Origin of the sequence: Streptomyces sp. (genome assembly GCF_019510245.1) — a bacterium.
GTDB lineage: Bacteria > Actinomycetota > Actinomycetes > Streptomycetales > Streptomycetaceae > Streptomyces.
Genome location: NZ_JAEKKT010000209.1, coordinates 1 through 26259, shown reverse-complemented (window position 1 = coordinate 26259; position 26259 = coordinate 1). Strand labels below are relative to the sequence as shown.

The following is a 26259-nucleotide window of genomic DNA, read 5'->3' as shown; positions in this document are numbered from 1 at the left end:
GACTCATGGCTCGCTCCGCACCGTGACGTGACGGGGCGGCTGTGGCGGCGTCGCGGGTGCCAGCAGGACGAGGTGCCCGTGGCGCCGGTCGGTCGACGTCTGGAATCCCGCCAGCCGCAAAGCCACGGTCATCATGCGGTTGCGCTCGGTGGGAACCATCTCGGCCTCCAACCTCGCACCGGCGGCGGCAGCCCGGCGCTGGACGTCGCCGAGCAGCAGGGATCCCGCACCCCGTGACACCACCCTGCAGGACGTCAACAGCAAGGTCAGGATCCAGACGTCCGAGGTTGTCTGCACTACGGCGAGCCCGATGGTGCCGTAGTCGCCGAACCGGTCTCGAAGGGACGCCGCCAGCACCAGGTGGTCCGGATCGCCGCGAAGTCGGCGCAGCTCGCCGGCACTGTAGGTGATGCCGGTGGTGTTGAGTTGATGTGTTCGCACAGTCAGCTCGCGGGCCCGCTCCAGGTCCTCGGACCGCAGCTGTCGCACCGTGAATTCCAACCCGAGCTGATCGGCCCACGCCTGGGGCGAGAGCCCGGACCGCCGCTCGGCCTCCGAACGCGAGTGCTCGACCTGATACAGCGCGCGCCGATTCCCGGCTTCCGGCGTCGTCGGCTGACGGCCCACCTTTGCCACCAACGCCCCCAGCTCGTCCGGTGCGATGGTCTCGACCTGCGGCAACGCGGCGGCGACCTGGCCCCGCTCGTAGGGGTCGTCGTCCACCAGGACCAGGGAGTCCAGGCCGAGGTTCAGCTTCTCGGCGATGCGAATCAGGCTCTTGTCCTTGTCACCCCAGTTGATCTGAGGGAACAGCAGGTAGTCGGCCATGCCGAGCCTGCCCAGCGCCGCCAGCGCGAGCTCCTCGTCGCCGCGGCTCGCCACCGATTGCAGCACCCCCGCCGCGTCGAGGGCGGTCACAGCCGCACGGACGCCGGGGTTGAGGCCGACGTCGTCCGACTCGGCCGCGACGCCGTGCCACAGGGTCCGGTCCAGATCCCAGACCACGCATTTGATGATGCGCACCGACAATCACACCTTCTTGAACAATGCGACGCTCCACGCCGCGACCGGGCTGTTGTTGAGGGCGAGCACCAGGTCGCCGACCTCGCAGAGCCCGTCCAGCGATCGCAGGTTCACGAACACGTCCAGCGGGCCCAGGTGGCCGTAGGCAGACAGGTTCGCCGCGCAGACCGGGCTGACCGGATGGTCCAGGGCCTGGCCGTAGAACTCGATCGAGGACGTCGACAGGTTCTGCATGACCACATGGGTGACTTGCCGCATGGTCACTCCGTTGCGGTCGAGGAGATCGGCGGCGAGCTTCCGGACCATGCCGATGCTCTTCATGCCGAGGGTGTGGGAGTACTGCTTCTCGTCACGGCAGACTTCACGCCACAGCTCGGGAGGGGATTTCCGATACTCGACCGAGAAGAGGTCCCAGTAGTCCCCGTCGGTGGCCTGTACGACGTCCAACAGCATCAGCCCTGGACCACCCGGCTTCACCAGAACCGCCGTCGCCCCGTCTCCGTTGAGGGCGACGGGCCTGCGGTAGCGATAGGGCGTCGGCGCGGTCGCCGCGAACGCGATCAGGCCGACGCCACGGCTCGGTTCGCGCGCGAGCAGCGCGTCGAGCACCAGCAGCGCCGAGGTGCCGGACGCGCAGCCGAGATCGCCCACGGACACGGCCAGCGCGTTCCCGGCACCGATGGCGGCCTGCAACCTGGTCGTCTCGGACTGCATGAACGCCGTCGGCACCCGGTCCGGAACCGTTACCAGGACGTCCACGTCCTCCGGCGGCACACCGCCCCGGGCGAGGGCGGCCCGTGCCGCACGCGCGGCCAGGACGTGGCCGGCCAGACCGTCGGCGACGTGGAGTTCGGCCACGCCGAGCCGGGACGCCTGGGCGGCGTCGGCCGGATCCAGCACGGCCAGCACGTCGGCCAGGCTCAGCCGCCGGGGCGGCGCCACGAACTCGATGCCCGCGATGGAGGTCATCGGCCACTGTCTCCTCTGCTTCTGAGCAGCGTCTCGCCGATCACCGACTCGCAGATCTCATCGGTTCCCTCGATGATCCGCATGACCCGTGCGTCCGCCACGAGGGCCGTGACGGGATGGCCGGCTCGGAACGCGGCCGACCCCAACACCTGGGTGGCGCAGTCGGCGGCCTCGTCGGCGGCCCGCGCGGCTGTGTACTTGGCCAGGATTGCCCGGTGACCGGCGTCGTCGGCGCGCTCGTCGAGCCCGGCTGCGGCCCACCGGTACACCAGGTCGGCCGAATTCGAGGCGACGCCGGCCCGGGCGAGCAGTCGGCGGACGAGCTGGTGGTCGCCGATGGGCCGGCTGTCCTGGCGTCGCGACCGGGCGTGGGCCACCGCGTGATCCCGGCACGTCCGGGCCAGCCCCGCGCACCCGGCGGCCACGGTGAGCCGGCCGTTGGCCAGGGCGACCCCGGCGACGTGGCTCAAGCCCATCCCCGGTCGTCCGACGACCGCGTCGGCGGGCACCTCTACCCGGTCGAAGGCGATGTCGGCCAGTCCGGCGCCGGGCATGGCCAGGGAGTCTTCGACCGGTTCGCGCCGGACGCCGTCGCCGCCCGCCTCGACCAGAAGGGCCAACGGGCCTTCGGCCGTAGCGGCGATCACGAGCAGCACGTCGGCCCATCGCCCGCCGGTCACCCACACCTTGGCTCCGTCGAGCAGCCACGATCCGGTCCGCGCGGTGGCCTGTGAGCGGACGGAAGCGGCGTCACTGCCGGCCTCCGGTTCGGTCAGACAGAAGCCGGCCAGCAGCGACCCGTCAGACAACCCCGGCAGCACCCGGTCCCGGAGCCCGGCCGAACCCCAACGGACGACGGCTGCGGCGGTCATGCTCTGCACCGTCACCGCGGCCCGCAGCGCGCTGTCGACCGAGCCGAGGTCGCAGCACAGGTCGCCCAATTGCGCGTGGGTCCAGCCCAGGCCGCCGTAGCGGGGTGGGATCATCGGGGCCAGCAGCCGCTTGCCGCCGAGTTCGGCGACCTCCGGCGGTTCCCGCCTCACGGCCGGCGTCTCCGCCCCACGAACGCCGCGCAGGCGCTGATCGACCGGAAGTTGTCCGCGACCAGGTCGTCGACGTCGATCGTGAGGGAAAACTCACGTTCCAGGAACGTGATGAGCTCCATCGCGAACAGCGAGCTGACGGCGCCGAGCTCGAAGAAGTCGTCGTCGTCGTCCAGGCACTCCTCGCCCGTGCGCGCGTGGACGAACGACCGGACGAGCGCTGTCTCGCGTCCCGCAGCCGTCGATGTCTCGGCTGTATCAGTCATCTGCTGTGTGCTCCCTGGTCCGACTCGGATCGGTGTGTGGTCGGGGGCGACGCTCCGGCACCGTAGGCGAAGAAGCCGATGCCGGACTTGCGACCGAGACGGCCGGCTGCCACGAGGTCGAGCAGCGCCGCGTCGGGGGCGTATTTCACGGGGTCGCCGAACCGTTGGAGCACCTGGAGCGAGCGGACGACGGTGTCCAGCCCGATCAGATCCGCCGTGGCCAGCGGCCCGAGACGGTGGCCGAAGCAGCCCTGCAGCACGGCGTCGACCTCCCGCGCACCGGCCACGCCTTCCCGGACCACCGCCGCGGCCTCATTCACCAGCAGCATCAGGAGGCGATTGGAGACGAAACCCGGAGCGTCGCCGACCTCGACCGCGCTCAGCCCGTGCCGTTCGAGCACATCCCTGGTCGCCGTCAGCGCGGCCGGGCTCGTGGCGGGATGCCGGATCAGCTCCAGACAGCGGATCTCGACTACCGGCATCATGAAGTGCAGCCCCAGCAGCCGGTCGGTCCGATCCCCGTGGGCCCCGGCGAGGAAGGCGAGAGGCACCGCCGAGGTATTGGCCGCGATCACTGCCTCCGCGGCCGCGACGCGATGCAGCTCGCGGTGCAGTTCGAGTTTGTCGTCGGGCGACTCGGTGATGTTCTCGATCATCAGGGTCGCCTTGCCCAGCTCCCTGATCCCGGTCGCGCACCGGAGGTTTCCCATGACCGTGTCCAGACTCACCGTCGTGGCCCCTCGCAGCACTCGGCCCATGTGTGCCCGGCGGATCGCGGCGATCGCGTCGTCGACCGCGGCCGGATCCCGGTCGACGAGCACGACCGGCGAACGCTCGGCGAACGCGTGGGCGACGCTGCGCCCGATCTGGCCGGCCCCGACCACGCCGACGACGTCCGCGTCAGTCGCCGGCATGCGCGGCGTCTCGGCCGGCCCGCGCCTGGTCGATCCGCCGCCGGACGCTCAGCGGCCGGATGTCGGTCCAGACGTCGTCGATGTGGTCCAGGCACTGCTGCCTGGCGCCCGAGTAGCCGGTGGGTTGCCAGCCGGCCGGCACAGCGCGGCCATCGTCCGGCCAGATCGAGTACTGCTCCTCGTCGTTGATCACGACCAGGAACGGCGTGTCGGACATGGGTGACATCTTCCGATCCCTTCGTTGTCGGGTCACAGGCCTCGGGCCAGGAGTTCGGCGCTGAGTTGACGGCCCAGCTCTGCGTATTCGACGGGCACGACAGTGGCGTGGTCGCCGGGCACCATGCGCACGGACAGGTCCGATGTGAACTCGGACCAGCCCAGGTCCTCACGACGGTTGTGCTCCGGTTCCGGACCTTCGGCGGTGCGCAGCAGCAGGAGTTCGCCCGGCAGCGGGCCGGGGCGGTAGGCGTCTGCCGCGTCCTCGTTCGCGTGATGGACCGCCAGCATGACGGAGACGTCGTCGCTCCTGAACTCCGCCGGATAGAGTCCGGCGGCCTGCGCCGCGGCCAACAAGGCGGCGAACGGATCGCCGGACTCGGCGACGCCGGCCGGTGCGCTGAACCCGAAGTTCGTCCTGAGTAGGTGGGACAGGAACCCGAAGTCGTCCCGCGGCAGCCGCCGGGGGACGATGACCCGCGGGGCCGCGTCGAGCAGGACCGTGAGCGCCACCGGCACGCCGACGCTGATCAGCCGGGCGGCCAGGGCGTGGGCCACGACGCCGCCGTGGGACCAGCCGGAGACGACCAGCGGCCCGTCGACGCCCGCCGCCGCCAGCGCGGCCAGGTGGTGGTCCACGATCTCGTCCATCGTCGCCTGGGGTGGCTGGTCGCCGCCGATCCCGGCCGACTGGAGCCCGACGACCGGTCGGGCCGGGCTCAGGGACCGAGCCAGCGGCGCGTAGCAGAACGAGGTCCCGCCGGACGGTTCGCACAGCACCAGCGGCGTACCGGAACCGGACGCAAGCTTCAGCAGCGCCGTCGGCCGAATCGTCTGGCCGCGGTCGACGAGTGCGGCGATCTCCGCGACGGTCGGCGTCTGGAACAGCTTGCTGAGCGGCACGCGCACCCCCCACTGGTTCTTGATGGCTGCCACGACCCGGACCGCGTCCAGCGAACTTCCTCCGACCTGGAAGAAGTCGTCGTGGATGCCGAGCGGACCGCTCTGCAAGGTTTCGCCGAACAGGACGGCGAGTTCGAACTCGGTGTCGGTGCGCGGCCCGGAGCGCAGTCCCTTCTCTCCGTCCTCCGTCACGGCGGGCAGCGCAGCCACGTCGATCTTGCCGTTCCCGGTCAGCGGAAGCTCCGGCAGCAGGACGTAACGGCTGGGAATCGCATAGCGGGGAAGGAGGCCCAGGAGGAATTTGCGCAGATCCAGCGGTGTGGGCGCGATCGACTCGCCGGTCGCCGCCCAAGCGGTCAGCTGGGATGATCCGCTGTCGCCGGAGAGTCCGACGTGGGCGGCCTTTACCGCCGGGTGGGTCCGCAGCGCCGCCTCGACATCACCGGGTTCGACTCGGGCACCGTTCACCTTGAGCTGACGGTCCATGCGACCGAGGAAGTCCAAGCGGTTGTCCGAACGCCGTCGCATCCGGTCGCCTGTCGCGTACATCCGCGCGCCCGGTTCGCCAGAGAAGGGATCCGGCACGAACCGCGCCGCGGTCCCGGAACCATCGCCCAGGTAGCCGAACGCGAGACCCCGCCCACCGAGGTAGAGCTCGCCGACGGCACCCCTCGGGACGGGCCGCATGGTCGGGTCGAGCACATACGCGGCGTTCCCGGCGAACGGCAGGCCGACCGGACCGGGTGCCGCGTCGTCTTCGAGGGCTGGCGAGAACGGGGTGAGGTCGGCGACGTCGTCGATGACCGCCTCCGTGATCCCGAAGATCGTCACGGCGGACGCGCCGGCCCCGCAGCGTTCGAGTAGCCGGGCCTTGTCCCGTCCCGTCCACGACGACAAACCATTGATGACGAGCCGCAGGGACCCGGCCGCCGCGTCGTGGTCTGTCAGCCAGCCGACGAGCTCGGAACAGAGCTGCGCCGGGATCAGTTCGGCGGTGTTCACTTCGTACTGCAGGATCGCCTTGCCCAGGTCGGCACCCGTTCCCGTCTGCTCCGGCGGCACCACGACGAGCGCTCCGCCGGTTGCGAACGCCCGGATCAGGTCGCCGGTGAAGACGTCGAAGGCTGGGCTCGCGGTCGACAGGACCCGCAGCGGAACACCGGCCCTCTCGGCCAGGCCGCGCCAGGCGGAGACGAACGGTCCGATCGCCGCGCCGCCCACCATGACGCCCTTGGGCCTGCCCGTCGACCCCGAGGTGAAGATGAGCCACTTCGGCACAACGTCGCCGCCGTCGGAGATCGGTTCGCCGTCCTCGGCCGCCACCGGGATGTCGGCGATCTTCATCGTCGGCGAGGCGGTCTCGGGGACCGGGCCTTCGTCCGCCACCACGATCACCGGTTGTGCGATGTCGAGCATCGCCCGGATCCGGACCGAAGGGTAGGCGGGGTCGATCGGCGCGAACGCCGCGCCCGCCGCCCACGTGCCCAGCATGGCCACCACGGTCTCCAGGCGGCGGCCCGCGAGCAGGGCGACGGTGTCTCCCGCACGCACTCCGCATCGACGCAGCCCGGATCGGAAGGAGCGGACCTTGCTCACCAATTCCCGGTAGTCCAGCCCTCCGTCCGGGGAAAGCACCGCCACCCGGCCCGGATCGGTCGCCGCGATCCGGGCGATGGTTTCGAGCACCCCTTCCTCGTCGTCGCCCTTATAGGGGAAACAGGCGCCCGACACCTCGCTCGCGGCCTCGCCGCCGCCGGTCGGCACGGGCATCAAGACGCTCATCCGCGTGTCAGGGCACCTCAACAGCTCGTCCAGCAGCGCGACGAACTCATCCGCGAAGTGCCGTCCGGTGGCCCGGTCGAAGAGATCCGACGCGAATTCGAAGACCAGCTTGAAATCGTCCAGGCCCTCGATTTCCCACAGAGTGAGGTTCAGATCCCACGGCGCTCGCGCAGGCGGCAGCCCCGTCAGGTACGGCTTGGTGACGTCTGGTCGGCCGGCCACTCCGCCGAGTCGGCCCTCGAGCCGCGGGATGTTCTGGTAGGTGAAGCCGACCTGGAAGAGAGGGTGGCTGCCCAGATCCCGGAGCGGATTGAGCGCTTCGACGATCTTCACGAACGGGACGCCGTGGTACGGGACGGTGGTCAGGAAGCTGTCACGGACCCGGTCGATGAGGTCATGGAAGGAAGCGTCCGGCTCCGCGACCGCGCGGATCGGGACCATGTTGTTGAAATAGCCGATCAGACCCCGGGTCTCCGGGCGCTCCCGCCCGGAGACGACCACGCCCACGGCGAAGTCCCCAGTTCTGGAATAACGGAACAGCGCCGCCTCCAGGACCGCCAAGGCGACGACGAAGGTCGTGCAGCGCCGCTTCCTGGCCATGGCGCGGAGCCCCATCGCCTGAGCCGCGGTCAGGCGGAGCTCCACATGTTCGCCCCGGTCGGACAGGCGGGCCGGACGGGGCCGGTCCGCAGCCAGGTCCGCGGCCTGGCAACCGGCGAGATAGTCACGCCAGAACGCGATCCCGGCCTCATACTGCGGGCCGACCACGCTGTTGCGCTGCCAGCGGGCGAAGTCTCCGTACGAGATCGGCAAGTCGGGAAGGTCGACGGGCAGACCGCTGACTTCCGCGGCGTATAGCTCCGTGAGTTCGCGATCGACGATCGCCGGGCTCCAGCCGTCGTCGACCGAGTGATGCGAACCGAAGATCAGAACATTGTCGTTATCGTCGAAGCGGAGCAGGGCGAAGCGATGGAGCGGTCCGGCAGCCAGGTCGTAGGGCCTCAGGGCGATCCTCTGCGTCTCGGCCGCGACCCACGCGTCCCGCTCCTCGGGAGTCCCCGGCGGTACCTGGTGGATCGGCAGTTCCACGCGCATCCGCGGATCGACGACCATGAAAGTGCCGTCGGCGCGCTTCTCGTAGCGGCCCGCGAGCACCACGTGCCGGTGGACGAGGCGCTCCAGGGCCCGCCGCAGCGCATCGACGTGGAGTGTCCCGGTCAGCCGCAGGTCGGCGGTGACGTTGTAGACGGCGGTGTCGGCGTCGAGTTCGTTGAAGAACAGCAGGCTCTCCTGGCCGAACGACAACGGCCATTCGAGGTCGTCGCAAGCCCGGATCCCGTCGTCCGTATGGGAATCCCCGGCACCGGCGCGGGAGATGACCAAGCCGGCCAAGTCGGCGAGCCCGGCGTGCTGATACAGGTCGGGCAGGCTGATCGTGGTGCCGAACTGTCGCTCGATCCGGGTGAGGAGCTCCAAGGCGAGCAGTGAGTTGCCCCCGAGCGCGAAATAGTCGGGGTCCGGTCCGAGGTCCTGCAGATCCAGCAGGGAACGGACCGACTCCTCGACTGAGGCGAGCACGTCCTCCGGGGTGGCCGGACCGATGGCGTCAACCGCGGCGGGGACGGGAAACGGCGCCACGACACCGGGAGGCGTCGGCCAGCAGCGTTCACCGATGAACGGATGGAAGGGGAGGTCGACCGATCCCGGACGGCCCTCGCCATCGGGCCATGCCGGATTCGCCCCGAGCCGGTACAGCCGTGCGGCGATGGCAGCGCAATCCCTGCGGGAGTCGGGCCTGCCGGTAACCGTCACGATGTCGCAGCCTGTGTCGACGAGAACCCCGCCAAGCGGTGACTCCTCACCGAATACCAGATAGATGGGTTCCTTCTCCGACAGCTGGGCAGCGAGCGCACGCAACGCCGCAGGATCGAACGGGGATTCGGGGTCGGCCCCGGGCACCGCACGTCCCAGTTCGGACAGCGCATGGTGGCCGTTGCCTGTCGCCACATGCATCTGCGCAACGACACCGAATCCGGCCAGGGCGCGGTACCAGGAGGCCATGAGGGCCGGGTCTGCGGGCTCGAAATGGGGGAAGACGGCAACCACTGGACGCGCCTTGAACACCGGCGGCATCCACCCGTCCGCGCCGTCCTCGGAGCGCAAGAGCTCCACGAGCTCGACGACGCTGTCGGCCACTGCGGCCCAGCGTACCGGCAGGTCCTCACGGCCCCGGTTCAACGTGGCCGCGACATCGACGAGATCCCATGTCCGGTCCGGTTCGTCGAGCGCTTGCGCGACGGCCGACCGATACCGGCCGAGCGCTTGGCTGCTGCGTGCGGACAGCGTCACGACCGTCGGGCCCTCGGGGTCGGTGCGATGGATTGCCGCAGCTTTCGGAGCCGCCTCGATGACCGCATGGGCGTTGACTCCGGTGATGCCGAACGAGCTCACGAGCGCGACCTGTCCTGAGGCCGCGGGATATCGCTCGAGCGAGTGGGCGATCCGCACCGTATCGCCGGAGACGTCGGCAGCAGGGTTCAGCTGCTCGAAGTGGAGCGTGGGGAACACGGTGCCAGTTCTCAGCCCGATGACCGCCTTGCAGAGGCCGGCCATCCCAGCCGCATGGTCCAGATGCCCGATGTTCGACTTGACCGAGCCGACCGGGATCGAGGCGGCCCCCGGTCCGTAGGATCTCAGCGCTCGGTCGAGCGCTGTCAGTTCGATCGCGTCGCCGAGTCGGGTTCCGGAGCCGTGCGCCTCGATGAAACGCACCGCAGACAAGTCCAAGGCCGCGTTCCGCCACGCGTCCGTCAACAGCTCGATCTGGGCATCCACCGAGGGCGCGGTCATGCCGACCGACCGGTCGCCGTTGTGGTTCACCGAGACAGATCGGATCACGGCCAGCACCCGGTGCCCGTCGGCCAGCGCGTCGGAAAGCCGTTCGAGCAGGAGAATGGCACCTCCTTCGCCGTCCGCGGTCCCGTCCGCCGCCGCGTCGAAGGCCCGACAGTAGCCGTCACGCGACATGACCTCGGACAGGCGACTCGCGTCCGGAGGGGGGAAGTCGACGCGGACCGATACCCCGCCCGCCAGTGCGAATCGGCAGCGTCGGCATCGGAGCGCGTCGACCGCCAGCCCCACCGCGACCAGGGACCCCGAGCATCCGGTGTCCACGGCCAGACAGGGGCCGGCCAGCCCGAGGTGATGGGAGATCCGGCCGGCCGCGCCGCTGGGGGCCGTGCCGACGAACGCCAGAGACGACTGCCGGTCAAGGAAGTTCCCATACCGGGACGCCCCGGACGAGAGGAACACCCCCGTCGTCTCGGATTGCAGTCGGGACGGCCGGACCGCCGCGGACTCGGCCGCGTGCCATGCCAGCTGCAACGCGATGCGGTGATGCGGGTCCATAGCTGTGGACTCGGCCGGGGAGATCGCGAAGAAGCCGCGGTCGAACAGGTCGACCCGGTCCAGCGCGGCCATGGGGTAGCGCCCGTCGACAGGTGCGCCGGTGAACCGCCTTCGGTCCTCGGAGACGGGGCGGATCGCACAATGGCCGGCGCTCAGATTGGTGCCGAAGTCGTCGAGCGTCGAAGCGTCCGGAAACACCGCGCCGATGCCGACGATGGCGATCGGATCGCCGGCACGATCCTCGACTGGAGACGTCGCAACGGCGTTCATACTGCGTAGTCCAAGGTGGGCTCCTTCTCAAGACCGCCGCTGCGGTCGGCGATGAGGTCGGCCGTAGCCGCGAGCGTCGTGGCGACGAAGAGGTCGATCATCGTCAGCCCGACGTCGGGGAACCGTGCCTCCAGGACCGCGTGGAACCGGGCCAGAAGCAGCGAGCTGCCTCCGATGTCGAAGAAGTGCCCGTCCAAGTCGGGGGCGGCGCCGGTCAACTCTGCCCACAGCCGGACCAGTTCCTGTTCCCAAGCGTTTCCGGTCTGTCTGGGCGAACGCCGTTCCTGAGTCGGCAGCGGTGTCTCCCGCAAGGCAGCCCTGTCCACCTTGCGGCTCGCGGTCATGGGGAGCGCAGGCAGGAAGACGAAAGCGGCCGGAATGAGCGCGACGGGCACCCTGCGCGCCAGCTCGCTCCTGAGCCGCCGCTCAAGAGCTGCCGTCCCCGGCCGATCGGAGATGACGGACTCGGCCGTCGCATGGTTCTGGACCAGGTAGGCCAACAGGATTTCGTCGCCGTCAGCGATGGTGCGCAGGTCGACCGCGACCGCCGCCACGCCGTCCTGGGCCAGGAGCAGAGATTCCAGTTCACCCGCCTCGATGCGGTGCCCCCGAACCTTCAACTGCGTATCGTCCCGACCCAGGTATTCCAACGTTCCATCGGCACGGACCCGCACCTTGTCGCCGGTGCCGTACCGGCGTGCTCCCGGAGCGCCGAAGGGATCTGGCAGGAAACGCTCCGCTGTGAGTCCAGGCCGCCCCAGGTAGCCCAGAGCGATGCCCGTCCCGCCCAGATACAGCTCGCCGATCGCGCCTCGGGGCACCGGATCACCGCGGCTGTCGAGGACCATCGCCGTCGTGTTGGCCAGGGGCCGGCCGATGGGAACGACGACGGCGCCGTCCGCAGCCAGGGCGTGTGTGGTCGCCCAGACCGTCGCCTCGGTCGGGCCGTAGCAGTTGACGACCTGCCCTGGGACCAGCCGCGTCAGCTGGTCGGCCAGCTCCGGGGTCAGCCGCTCGCCGATCAGGGCCAGGGTGTCCAACCGGCTGAGCACGGAGCGGGCCCGGTCGTCCCGCAGCAGCAGGCGCGCGTGGGACGGGGTGAGTTGAAGCCAGCGCACCGCATCGAACCCGGCGAACCAGTCCTTTCGGCGATCGGCGGCCACGACCGTTCGGCCGACGGTCAGCGGCGCGATGGTCTCGACGAGCGAGATGTCGAACGAGGGCGACGCCACCGCCCCGACGACGTCTTGCTGTGGCACCGCGTGTAGCGCCGCGACGCAGAATCCCGTCAGGGCGGAGTGGGAGACGGCGACGCCTTTGGGTCGGCCGCTGGAACCGGAGGTGAACAGCACATACGCCACGTCTGGCAAATCTGCGCAGAGCGGCGGAACAGAGCCGCTCACACCGGAAGACGTGAGCCCTGCGAGCCAGTGTTCATCGATGATCTGCTTTGCGTCGCTGTCCGCCACCATCGCCTCGACCCGCGCGGCAGGCAGGTCGGGATCGAGCGGGAGCGCTGCGCCACCCGCCTTCCACACCGCCAGCATCGCGGCCGTCTGTTTCACTCCGAGCGGCAGGTGCACCCCGACGACGTCACCGAGGCCGACTCCGCTGCCGGTCAGGGCCTGGGCCAGGTCGTCTGAGCGCCGGTCGAGCTCGCCGTACGTGACCGATTCGACGTGATCGACGACTGCCGTCTTGCCGGGAGTCCGCGCCGCCTGTCGGGAGAACAACCGGTGGACCGGTGCCGGCGTACCGGTCGAACCGGCTCCCGACGTGGGTGTGAGGATACTGATCGCATCGAGTGTCGCGGCCATGGGCAGGGCCGCGACCCGGCGTCCGGGATCGGCGGCCGCCGCGGTCACCAGCGTCCCGAAGGCTTCGAGAATAGTCCGGACGGACGCCTCGTCCAGGACGTCCGCGGAGAACAGCGCGGAGACTTCCCCGTCGGAGGCGGGTCCGGCAGGGAGAGAGAGCGCGAGGGCCAGATCGAACTTGGCGGGCGCGTACTCGATCGCCAGGTGCGAAAGCGGTGCGATGGCCGGGCGCTGCTCCTGCGCCATGAAGACGACCTCGGTCAGCGGGTTCCGGCTCGTATCGACATCGCCTGGCAGCGCCGCGACGATCCGGTCGAAGGGGACATCCTGGTGCTCGAGCGCGTCGAACACCGTGCGCCGTACCGACCTCACCAGGTCGGAGAACGACAAGGCCGGATCAGTCAGGTCCCCCGGCAGAACGACGGTGTTGGCGAGGAATCCGACCAAGCCGGCGGTCTCCCGGTCGGGCCGGTTGGCGACGACGGTGCCCACGACCGGCCGTAGGTTGCCAGTGAACCTGGCGACCAGCGCATGGGTCACGGCCAGGCCGATGGCGAACGGTGGACAGCGGTGGACTTCGGCCAGTTTCCGAACGGCCGCGACGGACCGGCTCGGCAACGGCGCGGAAATCCTGCGGCCCGTTCCGTCTCGCCGAGCGGACCGCGGGCGGTCCACGGGCAACGCGCAGTGCGGCAGCCCGGCCAGCAGCGATGTCCACCACTTGATGCCTTCGCTACTGGCTCCGACGACCAGCAGGCGTTCGGCGACCGCTCGCAGCGACTACAGGTCCGAGCCTGTGACCACGATTCGTTCCGATGCACCGGACAGGCTCTCGGCGAGGTCGCTCTCCAGTACCTCCAGGGAACGCCCGTCCGTGACGCTGTGGTGGAGGGTCAGGGCTAGGACTGCGCCGTCGGGCGCGTCCGGAACCAGCAGCGCTCGGGCGAGCGGCGGGCTGGTGAGATCGAAGGGTCGCAGGGCGAACTCAGCCATGACGTCGGCTAGCGCGGGAGTGCCGTCGCCTGCTACGGCGACCTCGATCGGGATCCGAGCCGAGGACGACACTTCGAATCGCAGCCCCGCCGGAGAGTGGTGGAGTCCGGCGCGAAGCATGGCATGCCGGTCGGCGAGGGTGTCCAACGCGATCCGGATCCGATCCGGCTCGACCGGGTGCCCGACGCGCCATGCCGCCGCAATGTTATATGCGGACCGCAGACCCAACTGATCCAGCAGCCACAGTCGCTGTACACCCGGCGAGGCGGGAATGGAGGAGGCAGCCACGGCGTCACCCGAAAATCGTCGCGGAGTCGGCCCCGCCTCGCAGCGCGCGGGAAGAGCGCAGGTCACGAGTGACGTTGACCCGTTTCAGCCAACGGTCGGTACCGTCGAACCGCGCCTCGTAGGCGTCCCGGCCGTGGACCGCGCGATAGTTGTCGAGGACCAGGCAGTCGCCGGGCCGGAGCACGATGTGCTCCAGGCTCTCGTTGATCCGGGCGCACAGCGATGCGAACGCTTCGGCATGACTGACCGACAATGGGTCTTCCATGAAATACGGGTCGAGCCGGGCATACGGACTCCGGGGATCACCGAACAGCACCGGAATCCGCCTCGGATCCGCCTGTCTCCTGCCGATCGAGTCGAAGGCCGACGACACTGCCTCGGCGTTGGAATCCAGCGGCGCCGAGTTGTGCTCCGGCTTGTGTGAGTTGTCCGGCCGGATCAGAAATTCCGGCTCGCTGAGCAGTGCGAACAACTCCGGTTCCAGGTCGAGTGACGACACGTCGGCGTACGTTGTGGCGACGTCATTCGGATTCCGCAGACAGAACAGCAGGAGATAGTCCGGCCGCGCCTCATGAAAGGCGTCCTCCGTGTGCCACCAGAGAACCTGGCTGGTCCCGGAGCCGAGCTGCTCGTCGGCGTGGTCCTTGATGGGCAGGATGTTGTGGACGAATCGACCGTCCTGCTGAGTGCTCCAGGCGAACGGGTCGCCCAGCAAGGAGCCCAGCAGCAGGAGGAGTAGGTCCTCATCGCTCCACTCCATGGCGGCGTGCCGCCAGTGGCCGGGAGTGGGGCCGAGCGCCGATTCCTCGACCGGCAGTCCGCTGACGATCATGGCTCCTGCCGGCTCGAGCATCCGGAACTCGACCATCGCCCGCCGCAGTCGCGCCGGTGCGGCGTGGGCCAGGAGCGCCATGGTCCGCAGGCGCTGCTCCACGGTAAGGCCCTCGGCTTCCGCTGCGGCAGCGGTCAGGCCGCGGAGGATGGATACGTCCTCTGACGCGAGTTGATGCGTGATGACAGGCATGAAGTAACCCTTGGAGGTGGTCACGGTACCCTCAGGTGCAGGGCCTGATCGGCGGAACGCGCGGCGCGAGAGGCTGAACTCCGATACCAGGCGGGAGAACAGTGCCGACCTGGGAAACCGCCGCGCAGAACCCCGCGGCAATCGCCGGTCAATCGGTGACGTTGGCCTTCGCCGCAGCGTCTTCCCACCATCGGTCATCGCCCTGGGGTGCCGCCGCCAAGTCCTTGGCTGCCGCCCACGTCATGTTCAGGATGATGCGTACCGCGTCCTGAGACAGCGGCACGGTGCGGTGGAGCGTCGTGTCGGTGCGGAGGAAATACAAATCGCCTGTGGTGAAGCCGTAGGTCGCGATGTTGTTATCGCACAAGTACTGGTGGATCCGCGGATCCTGCTTGTCCCACGCCGTATGGGGCACGCATTGCAGCATGCCTCCGACATCTATCGGCGGCGTTTCGACGATCCAGATCAGCGCGAAGCTGAAGTCGCCCCAGTGCCAGCCGTGGGTATCTCCCTTTCGTTCCTGGCGCGTGATCAGGAACTCCTCGTCTTCCGACGGGCAGCCGTGCAATGGCTCGCCGGCGATCGCGCCGAGAACGGACCGCAGTCTCTCGCTGCGGTAAAGCCCTGTGATGAAGCCGTTGGTCTTGGCGATGGTCTCGCTGCGCACCACACTCATGTGGCGCGGAGTACCGCCGGTCGTCTGGAGATACAGGTCACGCCGCTCGGAATTGCCGTCGAGAAGCTCCAGGACTTCGCCTCGAATCAAGTCCCTGATGCGGTCGTTGATCAGCTCCCTGAGTTGGACGAACCCGTCTCTGCGGAATCGGTTGCGAAGCAGAGCAAGCGTATCAGGGGCCGGCCACTGCGCAAGATGTTGCGCAAGTTCGTTCTCAGGACTTCCAGCCTGGTTGGCGACGTTCAAGAGTGATGACATACTGAATACTGCTCTCTGTTCGTGACACTGGATGGCTTGGACGCTCACAGTGATTGCGAAGTGGAGCAACCGGTGATGGTTCGGTCGGCAAACCGGACCATCACCACCCCAGACATTCGGGCGGACTCGGCAATGGGCAAGTAAGGCCCCTGCGATTCACCATGCACGGACTTCTGGGGGGTTGTCAATACGCGGGTCAGGAGTCGATGACAGGCTCGTCACACGACGGTGTCGGCACCTCGGGGAACGCCATCAGGGAACGTCCGAACAGCAACGCGAAAACCGCCACCAGCACTCCGGCGACAAGATACGGTGCCCGGAGGTTCCAGGAAGCGGCCAGCCAGCCTCCCAGCAGCGCGCCGAGCGGAAGCAAGCCCCAGGAGACGAATCTCTGGACGCTGGCGACCCGACCGAGGTACTCGGGGGGCACCATCCGCTGGCGCATCGAAATGAACAGGACGTTGTTCAGGCCGACACCCGCACCGAACATGAACCCAGCCAGCGCGGCCATCTCGGTCTGCACCACCAAGCCCAGGATCAGGTTGGAACTGATCATCAGGGTGGTGCCGAGCACGGCCGCGGCCCTTCGGCCGAGACGCTCGATGAGCAGGTCGGCCCGCCAGCCGCCGGCGAGCCCTCCCACCGCCGACATCGCGGTGAGGACGCCGAACGTCAGTTTCCCGCCATGCAGCAGGTCGAGCACGTAGAGGACGAACACGGAGATCGTCATGGCCCGGGCCAGATTGGCCATCGAGAGGACGACGGTCCAGGCACGCAGGAACGGCGAGGCCAGAGCCATACGCACGCCGTCCCGGATCGACGCGGCGAACGAGTCCTGCTCGGCCGTGTCGTCATCGGCACTCGGCGGATTGAACGGCACCGTGATGCGCGACAGCAGCAGCCCGCTCGTCGAGCTCCCGAGCAGGCCGAACCAGAAAGGCGCCGCTGGCCGTAGTGCGAACAGACCGGCGCCGAGGGGCGATCCCACGAACTCGTTCGCGGTGATCTCTGCGGCGTACAGGCGCGAGTTGCCCTGTTCGAGCTGGGTGCTCGGCAGCACGGACGGAACCGCCGTCGCCGCCGTGGTGTCGAAGAAGACCTCGGTGACACCGATGACGAGCGCGACGGCGAACAGGACGACGATCTCGCCTCGCCCGACCGTCACCAGCACCGAGAACGAACCCATCACCGCGATCCGCACCAGTTGCAGACGGATCATCAGCCGTCTGCGGTCGACTCGGTCGGCCACTCCGCCGGCGATGAGGGAGAACACCAGCCAGGGAAGGTAGCCCACCGCACTGAGGGCCGCGACGACGATCGGCCGCGGATCCAGCGCCGCCGCGAGCAGTGGGATGGCGGTCGCGCGGACCCCGTCGCCGAGGTTGGACGAGGTGGAGGATCCCCACAGCCGCCAATAGTTCGCCGGAAGACGCTTCCCGACGGCGGTCTCGGCGACCACGTCAGCCGGCTTGTCGACGGCGCTCACGAGCGATCCTCCTTGGGCTGGTTCCGATAGAGGGCGATCGCGAGCGTCACGCCCGTGCCCTCCTGGTCGTCGGGCTCGGCCGAGTTCGCGTCGAGGTCGTCGAAGGCGCCCTGCAACTGGTCGACGAATGCCGCGAAGGTCTCCGGCCGAAGCCGTATGCGCTTGACCCGTGCGTACTCCATGCCGCCGTGATCAGCCTGCGCGAGCTCCTGCGCGGCCCTCCTGAGAAGCTCGGCCGGGGCTGCCAGCTCGGCGAACGCCGTCAGGTCGAAACCGGTCGCGATCGCAGCCCAGTGGATCTCCGTCCCGCCGCGCACTTGAACGGTCTGAGCGGGCACGATCAGGCCGGCGTCGGAGAGCACGCGGAGGTGGTATCCGACGCTTCCGCGCGGCATTGCGAGCTCGGTCGAGAGCGCGCCGATGGTCGCGCTTCGATGGACGAGGACGCCGAGGATGCGCTGCCGGGCCAAGCTGCTCAGTGCCTTGAACTGCATGATGTCCGTCAGCTCGAGTGGTTGGGGATGCTTTCCGGACGGGTCGTCGGCCACACATTAAGTATCGGGAAAAACCGACACTTTGGCAACCCCACCGCTCGTGACGCCCGCGGCGCCCTTGACACCTCGCCGGAACGTTGGCACGTTGAGATTCGATTCCTGATGAACCGCCACGGGGGTGCCGGATGGGCTTCGAACCAGCCTTCCTCGAAGACTGGATGCGGGACTACTACTTCGAGGCCAAGTTCGACATCGGGTCCAGCGGCGTGCAGGATTACGCCCTCCGGACGGTCCGGGAACTGGCCGGCATCACTTCCGCAGAACTCGATTCGGTGATCTTCAAGGACAGCCCCTGCACCGGGGACCGTACGCTTCGGCAGGCCATCGCCGACCGCTGGGGTGCAGGAGAACCTGACTGGGTGGTCACCACGCACGGCGCGAGCGAGGCGATCTATTCGGCACTGCTTGCCGTGTTACGACCGGACGATCATGTGGTGGTCCTCGAACCCTCGTATCACTCGCACTCATCGATACCGCGAGTTCTGGGCTGCGAGGTTTCGGCTTGGACATTGCGTCCGGAGTCGGGCTTCGCCCCACACGTCGAGGAATTGGCAGCGCTCGTCTCGAAGCAGCGGACGGCGGCGATCATCCTCAACTTCCCGCACAACCCGACCGGCGCCACCGTCACCGCGGACCAACTGCACCGAATCGTCGAGATCGCTCGCACCGCTGACGCCTACCTCGTCTGGGACGCGTCGTTGGCGGACTTGACCTACGAGTCGGCACCGCTGCCCGATCCCGTCCTGGTGTACCCGAAGACGATCTCGATCGGGACTTTCTCCAAGGCATTCGGACTGCCCGGGATGCGGTTCGGCTGGTGTCTGGCCCACCCGGATGTCATCGCCCGGATGATCCCGTCCCGGGACGTGTATGTCCTGAGCCTGTCTCCGCTGCTGGAACGCATCGCTACCGGTGTCGTGCAGAACACGGAGAAGTTCATCGGACCGCGGCTGCTCCAGGCCGCGGCAAACCGGTCGTCGCTCACCCGATGGGCGGCCGGCCATGTCGAGCACGTCGACTACATACCGGCCCAAGGCGGCGTCACCACGTTTCCCCGTCTGCGCAACCACTCCGACACTCGGAACGTGTGCCGCCTCTTGGGCGCCGCAGATGGGGTACTGCTCGTTCCGGGCGCCGCCTTCGGGCATCCCGACCGGGTACGGCTGGGTTTCGGCGGGCCGGTCGACGAGTTCACCGAGGCGCTCGATCTTCTTTCTCTCAGGCTCGGGGGCTGAGACGTTTCGTAAACCGTGCCCGGAGGACGACGAATAGTGACCGAATCCGTTTATGCGCTGTTGGCTTCACACACCGTCGAAGACCCAGGTCAGCCGGCTGTCGTGGACGCGCAGGGCCTCATCGATCGCCGAGGGCTCCTCGACGAGGTGAACAGGCTCGCGGCTGAGTTGTCGCGTCATAGACCAGCCGACCGGCTCGTCGGCGTCCACCTCGAACGCGGACGGCTCCTGGTGGCGGCGCTGCTCGCTGTCGAGGCCGTCGGTGCGGCATTCCTCCCCCTGGACCCTGCTGTGCCGCGGTCCCGGCTTCGGGCCTTCCTCCTCGACAGCGGTGCCGACTTGCTGGTGACGACCTCGGGGTCGGCCGGATTGCTGGGAGCCGGACCATGGAAGACCGTGGCGGCCGACCAGCCCGGCCCGAAGCGCGAGTGGTCTCCGGCGCCGGACGGCGACCGTGTGGCCTACATCATGTACACCTCCGGATCGACGGGTGCCCCCAAAGGGGTCGCGGTGGGGCAGCGCTCGCTCCAGGCATTTCTTGCCATGATGGATGCCGAGGTGAGGGAGGAGGCGCCGGAGCGTGTGGGCGAGCGGCAGATATGGCAGTCGGTCTGCAGCGTCGGCTTCGATCTGTCCGTCATCGACTTCCTCTGGGCGACGTCGCGGGGACATACCGTAGTCATCGGGCCCAACGACCCCACGGGTCTGTTCGAGTCCGGATTCGCCGACGGCACCCCGGCCGGGCACGTCACCCACGCGGTCCTGACACCGTCGACTGCCCGGTTGCTGTGCCACGACCCGGCGACGCTCGCCGGCCTGCGGCGAGCCCGGGTACTGATGATCGGCGGGGAACCCTTCCCGAGCGAACTTGTAGACCTGCTTCGACCCGATGACGCGGGTCCCCGGCTGATCAACGTCTACGGCCCCACGGAAGCGACGGTGTGGATCACGCGTACGGAGGTGTCGACCTCGTCGGCGCCGCCCGGATTCGCCGGGAACAGCGTCGCCCCTGCGGCCTTCCACGTACTGGACGACGATCTGTCCCCGCTCCAGGCATCGTCTGAGGGTACGGTGTTCCTGTCCGGCCCCGGCATCGCTTTCGGCTACTGGAGGCAAGGCGGCCGCACAGCGGCGGCCTTCCTTCCTGATCCGACCGGAACAAGCGGTTCCCGTATGTACGACACCGGGGACTTGGGCGTCGTGGAGGAAGAAGGCGGTCTAACCATCCGGGGCCGTACGGACCGCCAGGTGAAGATACGTGGCAACCGGGTCGAACTCGGTGAAGTCGAGCATGCCATTTGCATCGATCCCGTCGTTCGTTCTGCGGCATGCATTGTGACCGCGGTTGCGGGCATGACGGCATTCGTCGTCGCCGGGGAAACGAGTACGGCCTCCGTCGGGGAGCAGATACTTGCCCGCCTGGTCGACCGACTCCCGAGATACATGATCCCCAACAAGGTGATCGTCGTCAGCGAGATGCCCCGTGTGCCGAACGGGAAGATCGATCGCGCAGCGCTCGAGCGGCTGCTTGGTGCGGCGGGCTGACGGCTGCCCGAATCTCACCTCAAGACGCTGCGCGCCGCCACGGCGTCCCGGATCCGGGGCCGACTGGGTGATCCGGGCTGGTTGCCGGGAACGCGATTGTCCACTATGACCGGTGGTCGCACTGCACGTCCATGGAGCCTTCGCCAGAGGAAGCGGCGGTCGGCGTCCCTTCCATTCGTCGTGCAGCTCGGCCAGGATCGCGCTGGCCCGACGACGCGCTCAGGGGGCACGTGTCCAGGGCTGCGACTACCGTCCGATCGACCCGGCGTACCCGCTGGCGGCCACGGCCACGGTCGCCGGGACCTGCGCGCCCGGCGAGTGCGCCCGACAGCGGCTGCCGTCGCGGAGGCCACCTCGGCCGCGGTGAGCACCCACCTCCGACGTGCGTTCGTCAAACTGAACATCACCTCAAGGGTCGAACTCTCCCGGCTCCTGAAACAGGAAGAGCGGAGCGGGTGAACACCCGGGAGGTGCGATACAGCTTGATCGCGCGCTCCCGCAACTCCGGCGGATACTTCATATGCGCTGCCATCAGTCCGGCTCCTCTCACGTGGATCAATCACCACACGATCTTGAGCCTCCGGCAACTCGGGGGACCGTCAGACAGCCGCGTAGAGTCGTTTCAGCATGACGGTGTCTACGTGCAGGAAGTCGATCGTCAGGATCGTCTCAGCCTGGGAGCGCAGGAACGTGCGCCAGGTGTCGTCGCGCTGGGACGGCGGCGGGATCCGGTGTGCCCGCAGGATCTTGCGGATGGTGGAGGCGGCCACGCGGTGTCCGAGCCTGCGCAACTCGCCCTGGACGCGAACGACACCCCAGGTGGTGTTCTCGGTGGCGAGCCGGATGATCAACGCCACCACATCGTCAGAGATCGGCGGGCGTCCTACCGGCTTGGGCTGGCGCCACTTCGCGGCAAGCAGAGAACGGTGCCAGCGTAGAAGTGTGCCGGGGGTCACGATTCGGTGTGCACGCAGCGCCTTGGGCAGCAGGCGGGACAGCGCGGCCAGCACAGCCCGGTCACTCCAGCCGATCCGCGGCTTCGGGTTCGCTCGGCGCAGTACCGAGACCTCCTGACGCAGCGCGAGTATCTCGACATCCTTTGACGCTGAGGACCGGGCCAACAACACCAGCCAGGACAACATCTGGACTAGGATCCGGTACAGCAGTCGCATAGCCACGGGCAATGATCGTATGCGCCGATCGCCCAGGTCAAGGATGGTATCCGAGTATTCGACCAGGACAGCCTGAGACGCCCGGTTTGGCTGGCAGAGTCCTGATCCGTGAGACCTCCATGCCCGGCGCGGTGGTCGTGGATATCCTGTTCATAACGAATACATCATCGCTTGCGAAGCACTACATACCGCTCAGACAGTGCTACGAGGCTCCCCACCATCAGAACGGGAATCATGACGATCACTGTGGGAATCAACTGCTTCGGTCGCATCGGCCGCAGCTACTTCCGAGCCCTGCTCGAATCCGGCGCCGACGTCCGTGTCGCCGCCGTCAACGACCTGACCAGCGCGAAGAGCCTGGCCGACCTGCTCAAGTACGACAGCGTGTACGGCCCGCTGCAGAAGCCGGTCGCGGTGGAGGGCTCCACCATCCGCGTCGGCGACATCGTCGTCGAGGCGCTCAGCGAGCGCGACCCGGCGCAGCTGCCGTGGGCCCGGCTCGGCGTCGACGTCGTCATCGAGTCGACCGGAGTCTTCAACGACGCCGCCAAGGCCCGCGCGCACATCAAGGCGGGCGCCAAGAAGGTCGTCGTCTCCGCCGCAGCGAAGAACGCCGACCTCACCCTGGTCATCGGCATCAACGACGACCTCTACGACCCGGAGCGGCACACGATCGTCTCCAACGCGTCGTGCACGACGAACTGCCTGGCCCCGATGGCCCGGGTCCTCGACAGCGGGCTCGGCATCGAGCACGGCACCATGACCACGATCCACGCCTACACGCAGGACCAGAACCTCCAGGACGGCCCGCACGCCGACCCACGCCGCGCCCGCGCGGCCAACCTCAGCACCATCCCGACAACCACCAACGCCGCCAGCGCCATCGGCCTGGTCCTGCCGAACCTGCAGGGCAAGCTCGACGGCTACTCGGTCCGCGTGCCGGTCCCGGTCGGCTCCCTGACCGACCTGACCGTCCGGGTCGCCCGCGACACGACCGCGGAGGAGGTGAACTCGCTGTTCCGCAAGGCCGCGGACGGCGAGCTGTCGCCGATCCTGCGCTACACGGCGGACCCGCTCGTCTCGGCGGACATCGTGCGGGACCCGGCGTCCTGCATCTTCGACTCGTTGCTGACGCAGGTGATCGATGGGCGCCATGTGCACGTGTTCGGGTGGTACGACAACGAGTGGGGATTCTCGAACCGGCTGGTGGACGCGACGTTGCTGGTGGGGGGAGCGGTCGTCTGACCGGGTTGCCGGGCTGGGTGGTCGCTGAGAGTGGGTGGCTGACAGGCTGGTAGCTGTCGGCTGTCGCGTGGAGGAGCGTCGGGAAGAAGATCCCGGCGCTCTTGCGTACTATCGGCGCGGTGCCGACCTGGGCCGTTGCCTGCCGTGGCGTCGCACCACCGGCCGGCCCCGACTCCCGCGGCCCGATCGTCCCCCAGCAGTCACGGCGATGTTGCTCAGCCCCGTCACCGCCCGCGTCACGGTGTTGCTGCTGTAGACCACGTTCGGGTCCGCCGTGTACCGCGACTGGCCGGTGACGTTGACGGCGTACCCGCCGACGCCCCCGAGGTCCGAGTCATCGCTCTTCCACACGTTCCCGCAGCCGAACGGCGCGACGATCTGGTGCACCTGGTACCCGTCGGCCAGGACCCGCCGCTGCCGTAGCTCCCGTGGTTGCCGATCAGAGTGAACCGCTGACTTATATAGGGGTAGCGGTTCGTGGTCGGGTTGGCTGCCCGTAGCGTGCCGTAGGGTGCTGGCCGAGGTGACTCGTGAACCGCTTGTCGAACCTTGACTCTCCCGGAGTGTGTTCTCCGGCCGGGACCTGTCCACGGCCTGACTTAACAGAGGCGTGACCCGGGCATTTGACCGGTTCCGGAAGTCGGCATGTCGACCGTGGATCGTCCCTAGCCGGCTAGCCCAGAGGAATTTCGCGATGATCCTGCTCGGTCTCGACCCGCACAAGTCGACCCACACCGCCACAGCGGTGGAGCCGATGAGCAACCGGCCGATCGCCTCGATCCGTATCGAGGCCACGCTGCCGGAGTACCGCCGGCTGCTGACCTGGGCCAGGCGGTGGCCTGAGCGACGTTGGGCTGTGGAGGGTGCCACCGGCCTGGGACGCCATCTCGCGCAGTGGCTTCTGGCTCGCGGCGAGAGTGTCGTGGACGTGCACGCCTCCGCCACCGCCCGCGTTCGGCAGCTCTCGCGCGGCGGCGGCCGCAAGAGCGACGCGATCGACGCCGCCGCGGCCGCGACCATCGCCGCGTTGCAGGGCGAGTCCCGCCAAGTGGCAGCTGAGGGCCACGCTACGGTGCTTGCCCTGCTCGATGGGCAGCGGGTGAATCTGGCCCAGTCTCGGGTGGGCACGGTCAACCAGTTGCACGCGGTGCTGCGCGACCTGCTGCCCGGTGGCGCACCGCTTCAGCTCACAGCCTCCACCGCGGCGGCGATGCTCGGCCGGATCCGACCTGCCGGGCCGGTCGAGCAGGTACGCAAGCAGCTGGCCAAAGACCTCGTAGCCGAACTTCGCACCCTGGACGCACAGCTGGCGGCGAATGCCGAGACATTGCGCACGCATGTCGAGGCACTCCGGCAGCACACTGATGGCCACACCGGGAATCGGGCCGGTCATGGCCGCCCGGCTGATCGCGCGCACCGGGCGCATCGGGCGGTTCCAGACCGCGGCTGTGTACGCGAACTACTGCGGCACCGCGCCGATCGAGGTCGCCAGTGCAGACAAGGCACGCCATCGTCTCTCCCGCAAAGGCGACCGCCAGCTCAACTCAGCACTGCACACCATCGCCGTGATCCAGATCCGCATGCCGGCCAGCCCTGGACGCGCGTACTACGACCGGAAGGTGGCTGAAGGCAAAAGCGCGAGGGAAGCCAAACGCTGCCTCAAGCGCCGCTTGGCCGACCACATTTGGCGTCATGATCGCCGACGAACGTCGCACAGTACGAGCGGCGGATCCGGGTGGACACGCGGAGGCGACAGTCATATCCAGCGCGGCCGGCTCAACTCCGACAGCCGACTCTTCGGACAAGTCACTACCCGGATCCGCCACCACCAAGCCTACGACCCGCGCCGCTTGACAGACTGAACCGCCCCGGTTTCGGTCCAGACTCTAGGGTTGGGTTGTGAGCTGGGGTGTTGGCTGGTTTTGGTAGAAGGCTGTCTCGTATTCGGCTGGTGGGACGTGGCCTATCTCACCGTGTAGGCGGCGGTTGTTGTACCAGTCGGTCCATTCGGCGGTGGCCAGTTCCACGTCGGCGAGGGTTCGCCAGGGGCCGAGGCGTTTGATCAGCTCGGTCTTGTAGAGCCCGATTTCCGATTCCATGAGCGCGTTGTCCAGGGCGTCGCCAACGGTGCCGATACTGGCGGCGATGCCCTCGCCGGCTAGGTGAGCGGCAAGCCGGAAGCTGGTGTATTGCGATCCTGCGTCCGAGTGATGGATGAGCCCGTCCCGCTCCTGGCCGGCGCGGTCGCGCTGCCACAGGCCCATCTCCAGCGCGGCGAGCACCAGTGGTGTGCGCTTACTGGTCGCGGCTGACCAGCCGACGATCCGTCGGGAGAAGGTGTCCACGACGAAGGCCACGTAGACGATGCCGGAGAAGGTGCCGACGTAGGTGAAGTCCGCGACCCAGACCCGGTTCGGGGCCGAAGCCACGAAGGCACGCTTGAGGAGGTCTGGGGCGCGTTCGGCGCTGGGATCGGGCACGGTGGTGCGGATTTTGCGTCCGCGCACCGCTCCGGCCAGCCCGGCAGCGCGCATCAGGCGTTCCACGGTGCAGCGGGCCACCGCGTAGCCCTGCCGGCGCAGCTCGTGCCATACCTTGCGGGCCCCGTAGACGCCGTAGTTGGCGGCGTGGATCTGCTTGATCAGGGCGGTCAGCTCGGCGTCGCGGACCGTCCGGGCCGAGACCGGCCATTTCTTGATCTTGTAGTAGGTGGACGGGTCGATGGGGCAACCGTGCGTGGTCAGCCTGGTGCATATCGGCTCGACGCCGCCGAAGCGGTCCCGGTGCTCGTCGATGAATCTCACGAGCGTCGATGTGGCCGGTCGAGCTCGGCCGCGAAGAAACTTGCTGCTGCCTTGAGGATCTCATTGGCCCGCCGCAGCTCGGCGTTTTCCCGCTCCAACGCCTTGATCCGGGCAGCTTCCTCGGTACTGACCCCGGGCCGGGCACCGGCATCGACCTCGGCCTGACGCACCCAGTTCCGCAAGCTCTGGGCCGTCCCGATCCCGAGCTTGGCCGCGATGGACTTCACCGCCGCATCCCGGGACGGGTACTGGTCCTCGGTCTCCAATACCAGGCGCACCGCCCGATCCCGCAGATCAGCGGGGTATGGCTTCCTGTTCGACATAACGACTCGATCCTTCCAAAAAGATCGAGCCTGGACCAAACCCGG

19 protein-coding genes and 2 pseudogenes are annotated in these 26259 nt (G+C 68.3%); 5 read left to right on the top strand and 16 right to left on the bottom strand.

Translation table 11 applies throughout. The features are described from left to right. Nucleotides 1-3 precede the first annotated feature (3 nt). The 13 genes and pseudogenes from JF597_RS42275 to JF597_RS42215 all read right to left on the bottom strand — a co-directional run bounded on the left by JF597_RS42275 (nt 4) and on the right by JF597_RS42215 (nt 17884). The gene (locus tag JF597_RS42275; RefSeq protein ID WP_294009296.1) at nt 4-1023 is read right to left on the bottom strand and encodes an HAD family hydrolase; all 1020 of its coding nucleotides are present in this window, start codon (nt 1021-1023) and stop codon (nt 4-6) included. 6 nt (nt 1024-1029) lie between these two features. Then, complete coding sequence (locus JF597_RS42270) at nt 1030-1992, bottom strand: hypothetical protein (RefSeq protein WP_294009249.1); 963 nt, start codon at nt 1990-1992, stop codon at nt 1030-1032. Further along, a complete protein-coding gene (locus tag JF597_RS42265; protein WP_294009247.1) occupies nt 1989-3035 on the bottom strand; it encodes an acyl-CoA dehydrogenase family protein in 1047 nt (348 codons plus the stop codon). The genes JF597_RS42270 and JF597_RS42265 overlap by 4 nt, the downstream gene beginning before the upstream one ends. Further along, on the bottom strand, nt 3032-3301 hold the full coding sequence (locus JF597_RS42260; protein ID WP_294009244.1) for an acyl carrier protein: 270 nt from the start codon (nt 3299-3301) through the stop codon (nt 3032-3034). The genes JF597_RS42265 and JF597_RS42260 overlap by 4 nt, the downstream gene beginning before the upstream one ends. Continuing rightward, nucleotides 3298-4215, bottom strand: a complete 918-nt coding sequence (locus JF597_RS42255) for a 3-hydroxyacyl-CoA dehydrogenase family protein (RefSeq protein ID WP_294009242.1) — start codon at nt 4213-4215, stop codon at nt 3298-3300. Before JF597_RS42255 ends, JF597_RS42260 begins: the two co-directional genes overlap by 4 nt. Continuing rightward, a complete protein-coding gene (locus tag JF597_RS42250; RefSeq protein ID WP_294009240.1) occupies nt 4202-4441 on the bottom strand; it encodes an MbtH family protein in 240 nt (79 codons plus the stop codon). Before JF597_RS42250 ends, JF597_RS42255 begins: the two co-directional genes overlap by 14 nt. Nucleotides 4442-4464: 23 nt before the next feature. Continuing rightward, nucleotides 4465-10794, bottom strand: coding sequence for a condensation domain-containing protein (locus JF597_RS42245; RefSeq protein ID WP_294009238.1), 6330 nt, complete (start codon nt 10792-10794; stop codon nt 4465-4467). After that, the gene (locus tag JF597_RS42240) at nt 10791-11138 is read right to left on the bottom strand and encodes a phosphopantetheine-binding protein (RefSeq protein ID WP_294009294.1); all 348 of its coding nucleotides are present in this window, start codon (nt 11136-11138) and stop codon (nt 10791-10793) included. The genes JF597_RS42245 and JF597_RS42240 overlap by 4 nt, the downstream gene beginning before the upstream one ends. Continuing rightward, nucleotides 11133-13892: pseudogene (locus JF597_RS42235) on the bottom strand (amino acid adenylation domain-containing protein); the annotation flags it as partial. The gene JF597_RS42240 and the pseudogene JF597_RS42235, both read right to left, overlap by 6 nt. A gap of 4 nt (nt 13893-13896) precedes the next feature. Beyond that, nucleotides 13897-14940, bottom strand: a complete 1044-nt coding sequence (gene gntD, locus JF597_RS42230; protein ID WP_294009236.1) for a guanitoxin biosynthesis L-enduracididine beta-hydroxylase GntD — start codon at nt 14938-14940, stop codon at nt 13897-13899. A gap of 124 nt (nt 14941-15064) precedes the next feature. Beyond that, a complete protein-coding gene (locus JF597_RS42225; RefSeq protein ID WP_294009234.1) occupies nt 15065-15838 on the bottom strand; it encodes an ArpA protein in 774 nt (257 codons plus the stop codon). A gap of 208 nt (nt 15839-16046) precedes the next feature. Then, complete coding sequence (locus JF597_RS42220) at nt 16047-17336, bottom strand: MFS transporter (protein WP_294009232.1); 1290 nt, start codon at nt 17334-17336, stop codon at nt 16047-16049. Continuing rightward, the gene (locus tag JF597_RS42215; protein WP_294009230.1) at nt 17333-17884 is read right to left on the bottom strand and encodes a winged helix-turn-helix domain-containing protein; all 552 of its coding nucleotides are present in this window, start codon (nt 17882-17884) and stop codon (nt 17333-17335) included. The genes JF597_RS42220 and JF597_RS42215 overlap by 4 nt, the downstream gene beginning before the upstream one ends. Before the next feature lie 131 nt (nt 17885-18015). Here JF597_RS42215 and vioD point away from each other — a divergent pair, with 131 nt between their 5' ends. Together vioD and JF597_RS42205 are read left to right on the top strand one after the other, a co-directional pair. Beyond that, the gene (vioD, locus tag JF597_RS42210; RefSeq protein ID WP_294009227.1) at nt 18016-19125 is read left to right on the top strand and encodes a capreomycidine synthase; all 1110 of its coding nucleotides are present in this window, start codon (nt 18016-18018) and stop codon (nt 19123-19125) included. Between the two features lie 36 nt (nt 19126-19161). Beyond that, the gene (locus tag JF597_RS42205) at nt 19162-20670 is read left to right on the top strand and encodes an amino acid adenylation domain-containing protein (protein WP_294009225.1); all 1509 of its coding nucleotides are present in this window, start codon (nt 19162-19164) and stop codon (nt 20668-20670) included. A gap of 599 nt (nt 20671-21269) precedes the next feature. On the opposite strand, the gene JF597_RS42200 is transcribed toward JF597_RS42205, so the two are convergent. Next, entirely contained in the window at nt 21270-21842 is a 573-nt protein-coding gene (locus tag JF597_RS42200; RefSeq protein WP_366916519.1) for a helix-turn-helix domain-containing protein, read from the bottom strand. A gap of 234 nt (nt 21843-22076) precedes the next feature. On the opposite strand from JF597_RS42200, the gene gap reads away from it, so the two are divergent. Beyond that, nucleotides 22077-23087, top strand: a complete 1011-nt coding sequence (gene gap / locus JF597_RS42195; RefSeq protein WP_294009221.1) for a type I glyceraldehyde-3-phosphate dehydrogenase — start codon at nt 22077-22079, stop codon at nt 23085-23087. Nucleotides 23088-23195: 108 nt separating this feature from the next. Here gap and JF597_RS42190 read toward each other — a convergent pair whose 3' ends face one another. After that, entirely contained in the window at nt 23196-23474 is a 279-nt protein-coding gene (locus tag JF597_RS42190) for a hypothetical protein (RefSeq protein ID WP_294009219.1), read from the bottom strand. Between the two features lie 307 nt (nt 23475-23781). Here JF597_RS42190 and JF597_RS42185 point away from each other — a divergent pair. Further along, a pseudogene (locus JF597_RS42185) lies at nt 23782-24195 on the top strand (transposase); the annotation flags it as partial. Nucleotides 24196-24403: 208 nt separating this feature from the next. Further along, on the top strand, nt 24404-24949 hold the full coding sequence (locus tag JF597_RS42180) for a transposase (RefSeq protein WP_366916518.1): 546 nt from the start codon (nt 24404-24406) through the stop codon (nt 24947-24949). Nucleotides 24950-24973: 24 nt separating this feature from the next. Here the strand turns inward: JF597_RS42180 and JF597_RS42175 are convergent. Then, nucleotides 24974-26214 (bottom strand): IS3 family transposase gene (locus JF597_RS42175; RefSeq protein ID WP_294009215.1). Its coding sequence is split into 2 segments (ribosomal slippage): nt 24974-25932 and nt 25932-26214, totalling 1242 coding nucleotides; the frame shifts between segments, so codons are not numbered across the junction. Nucleotides 26215-26259 lie beyond the last annotated feature (45 nt).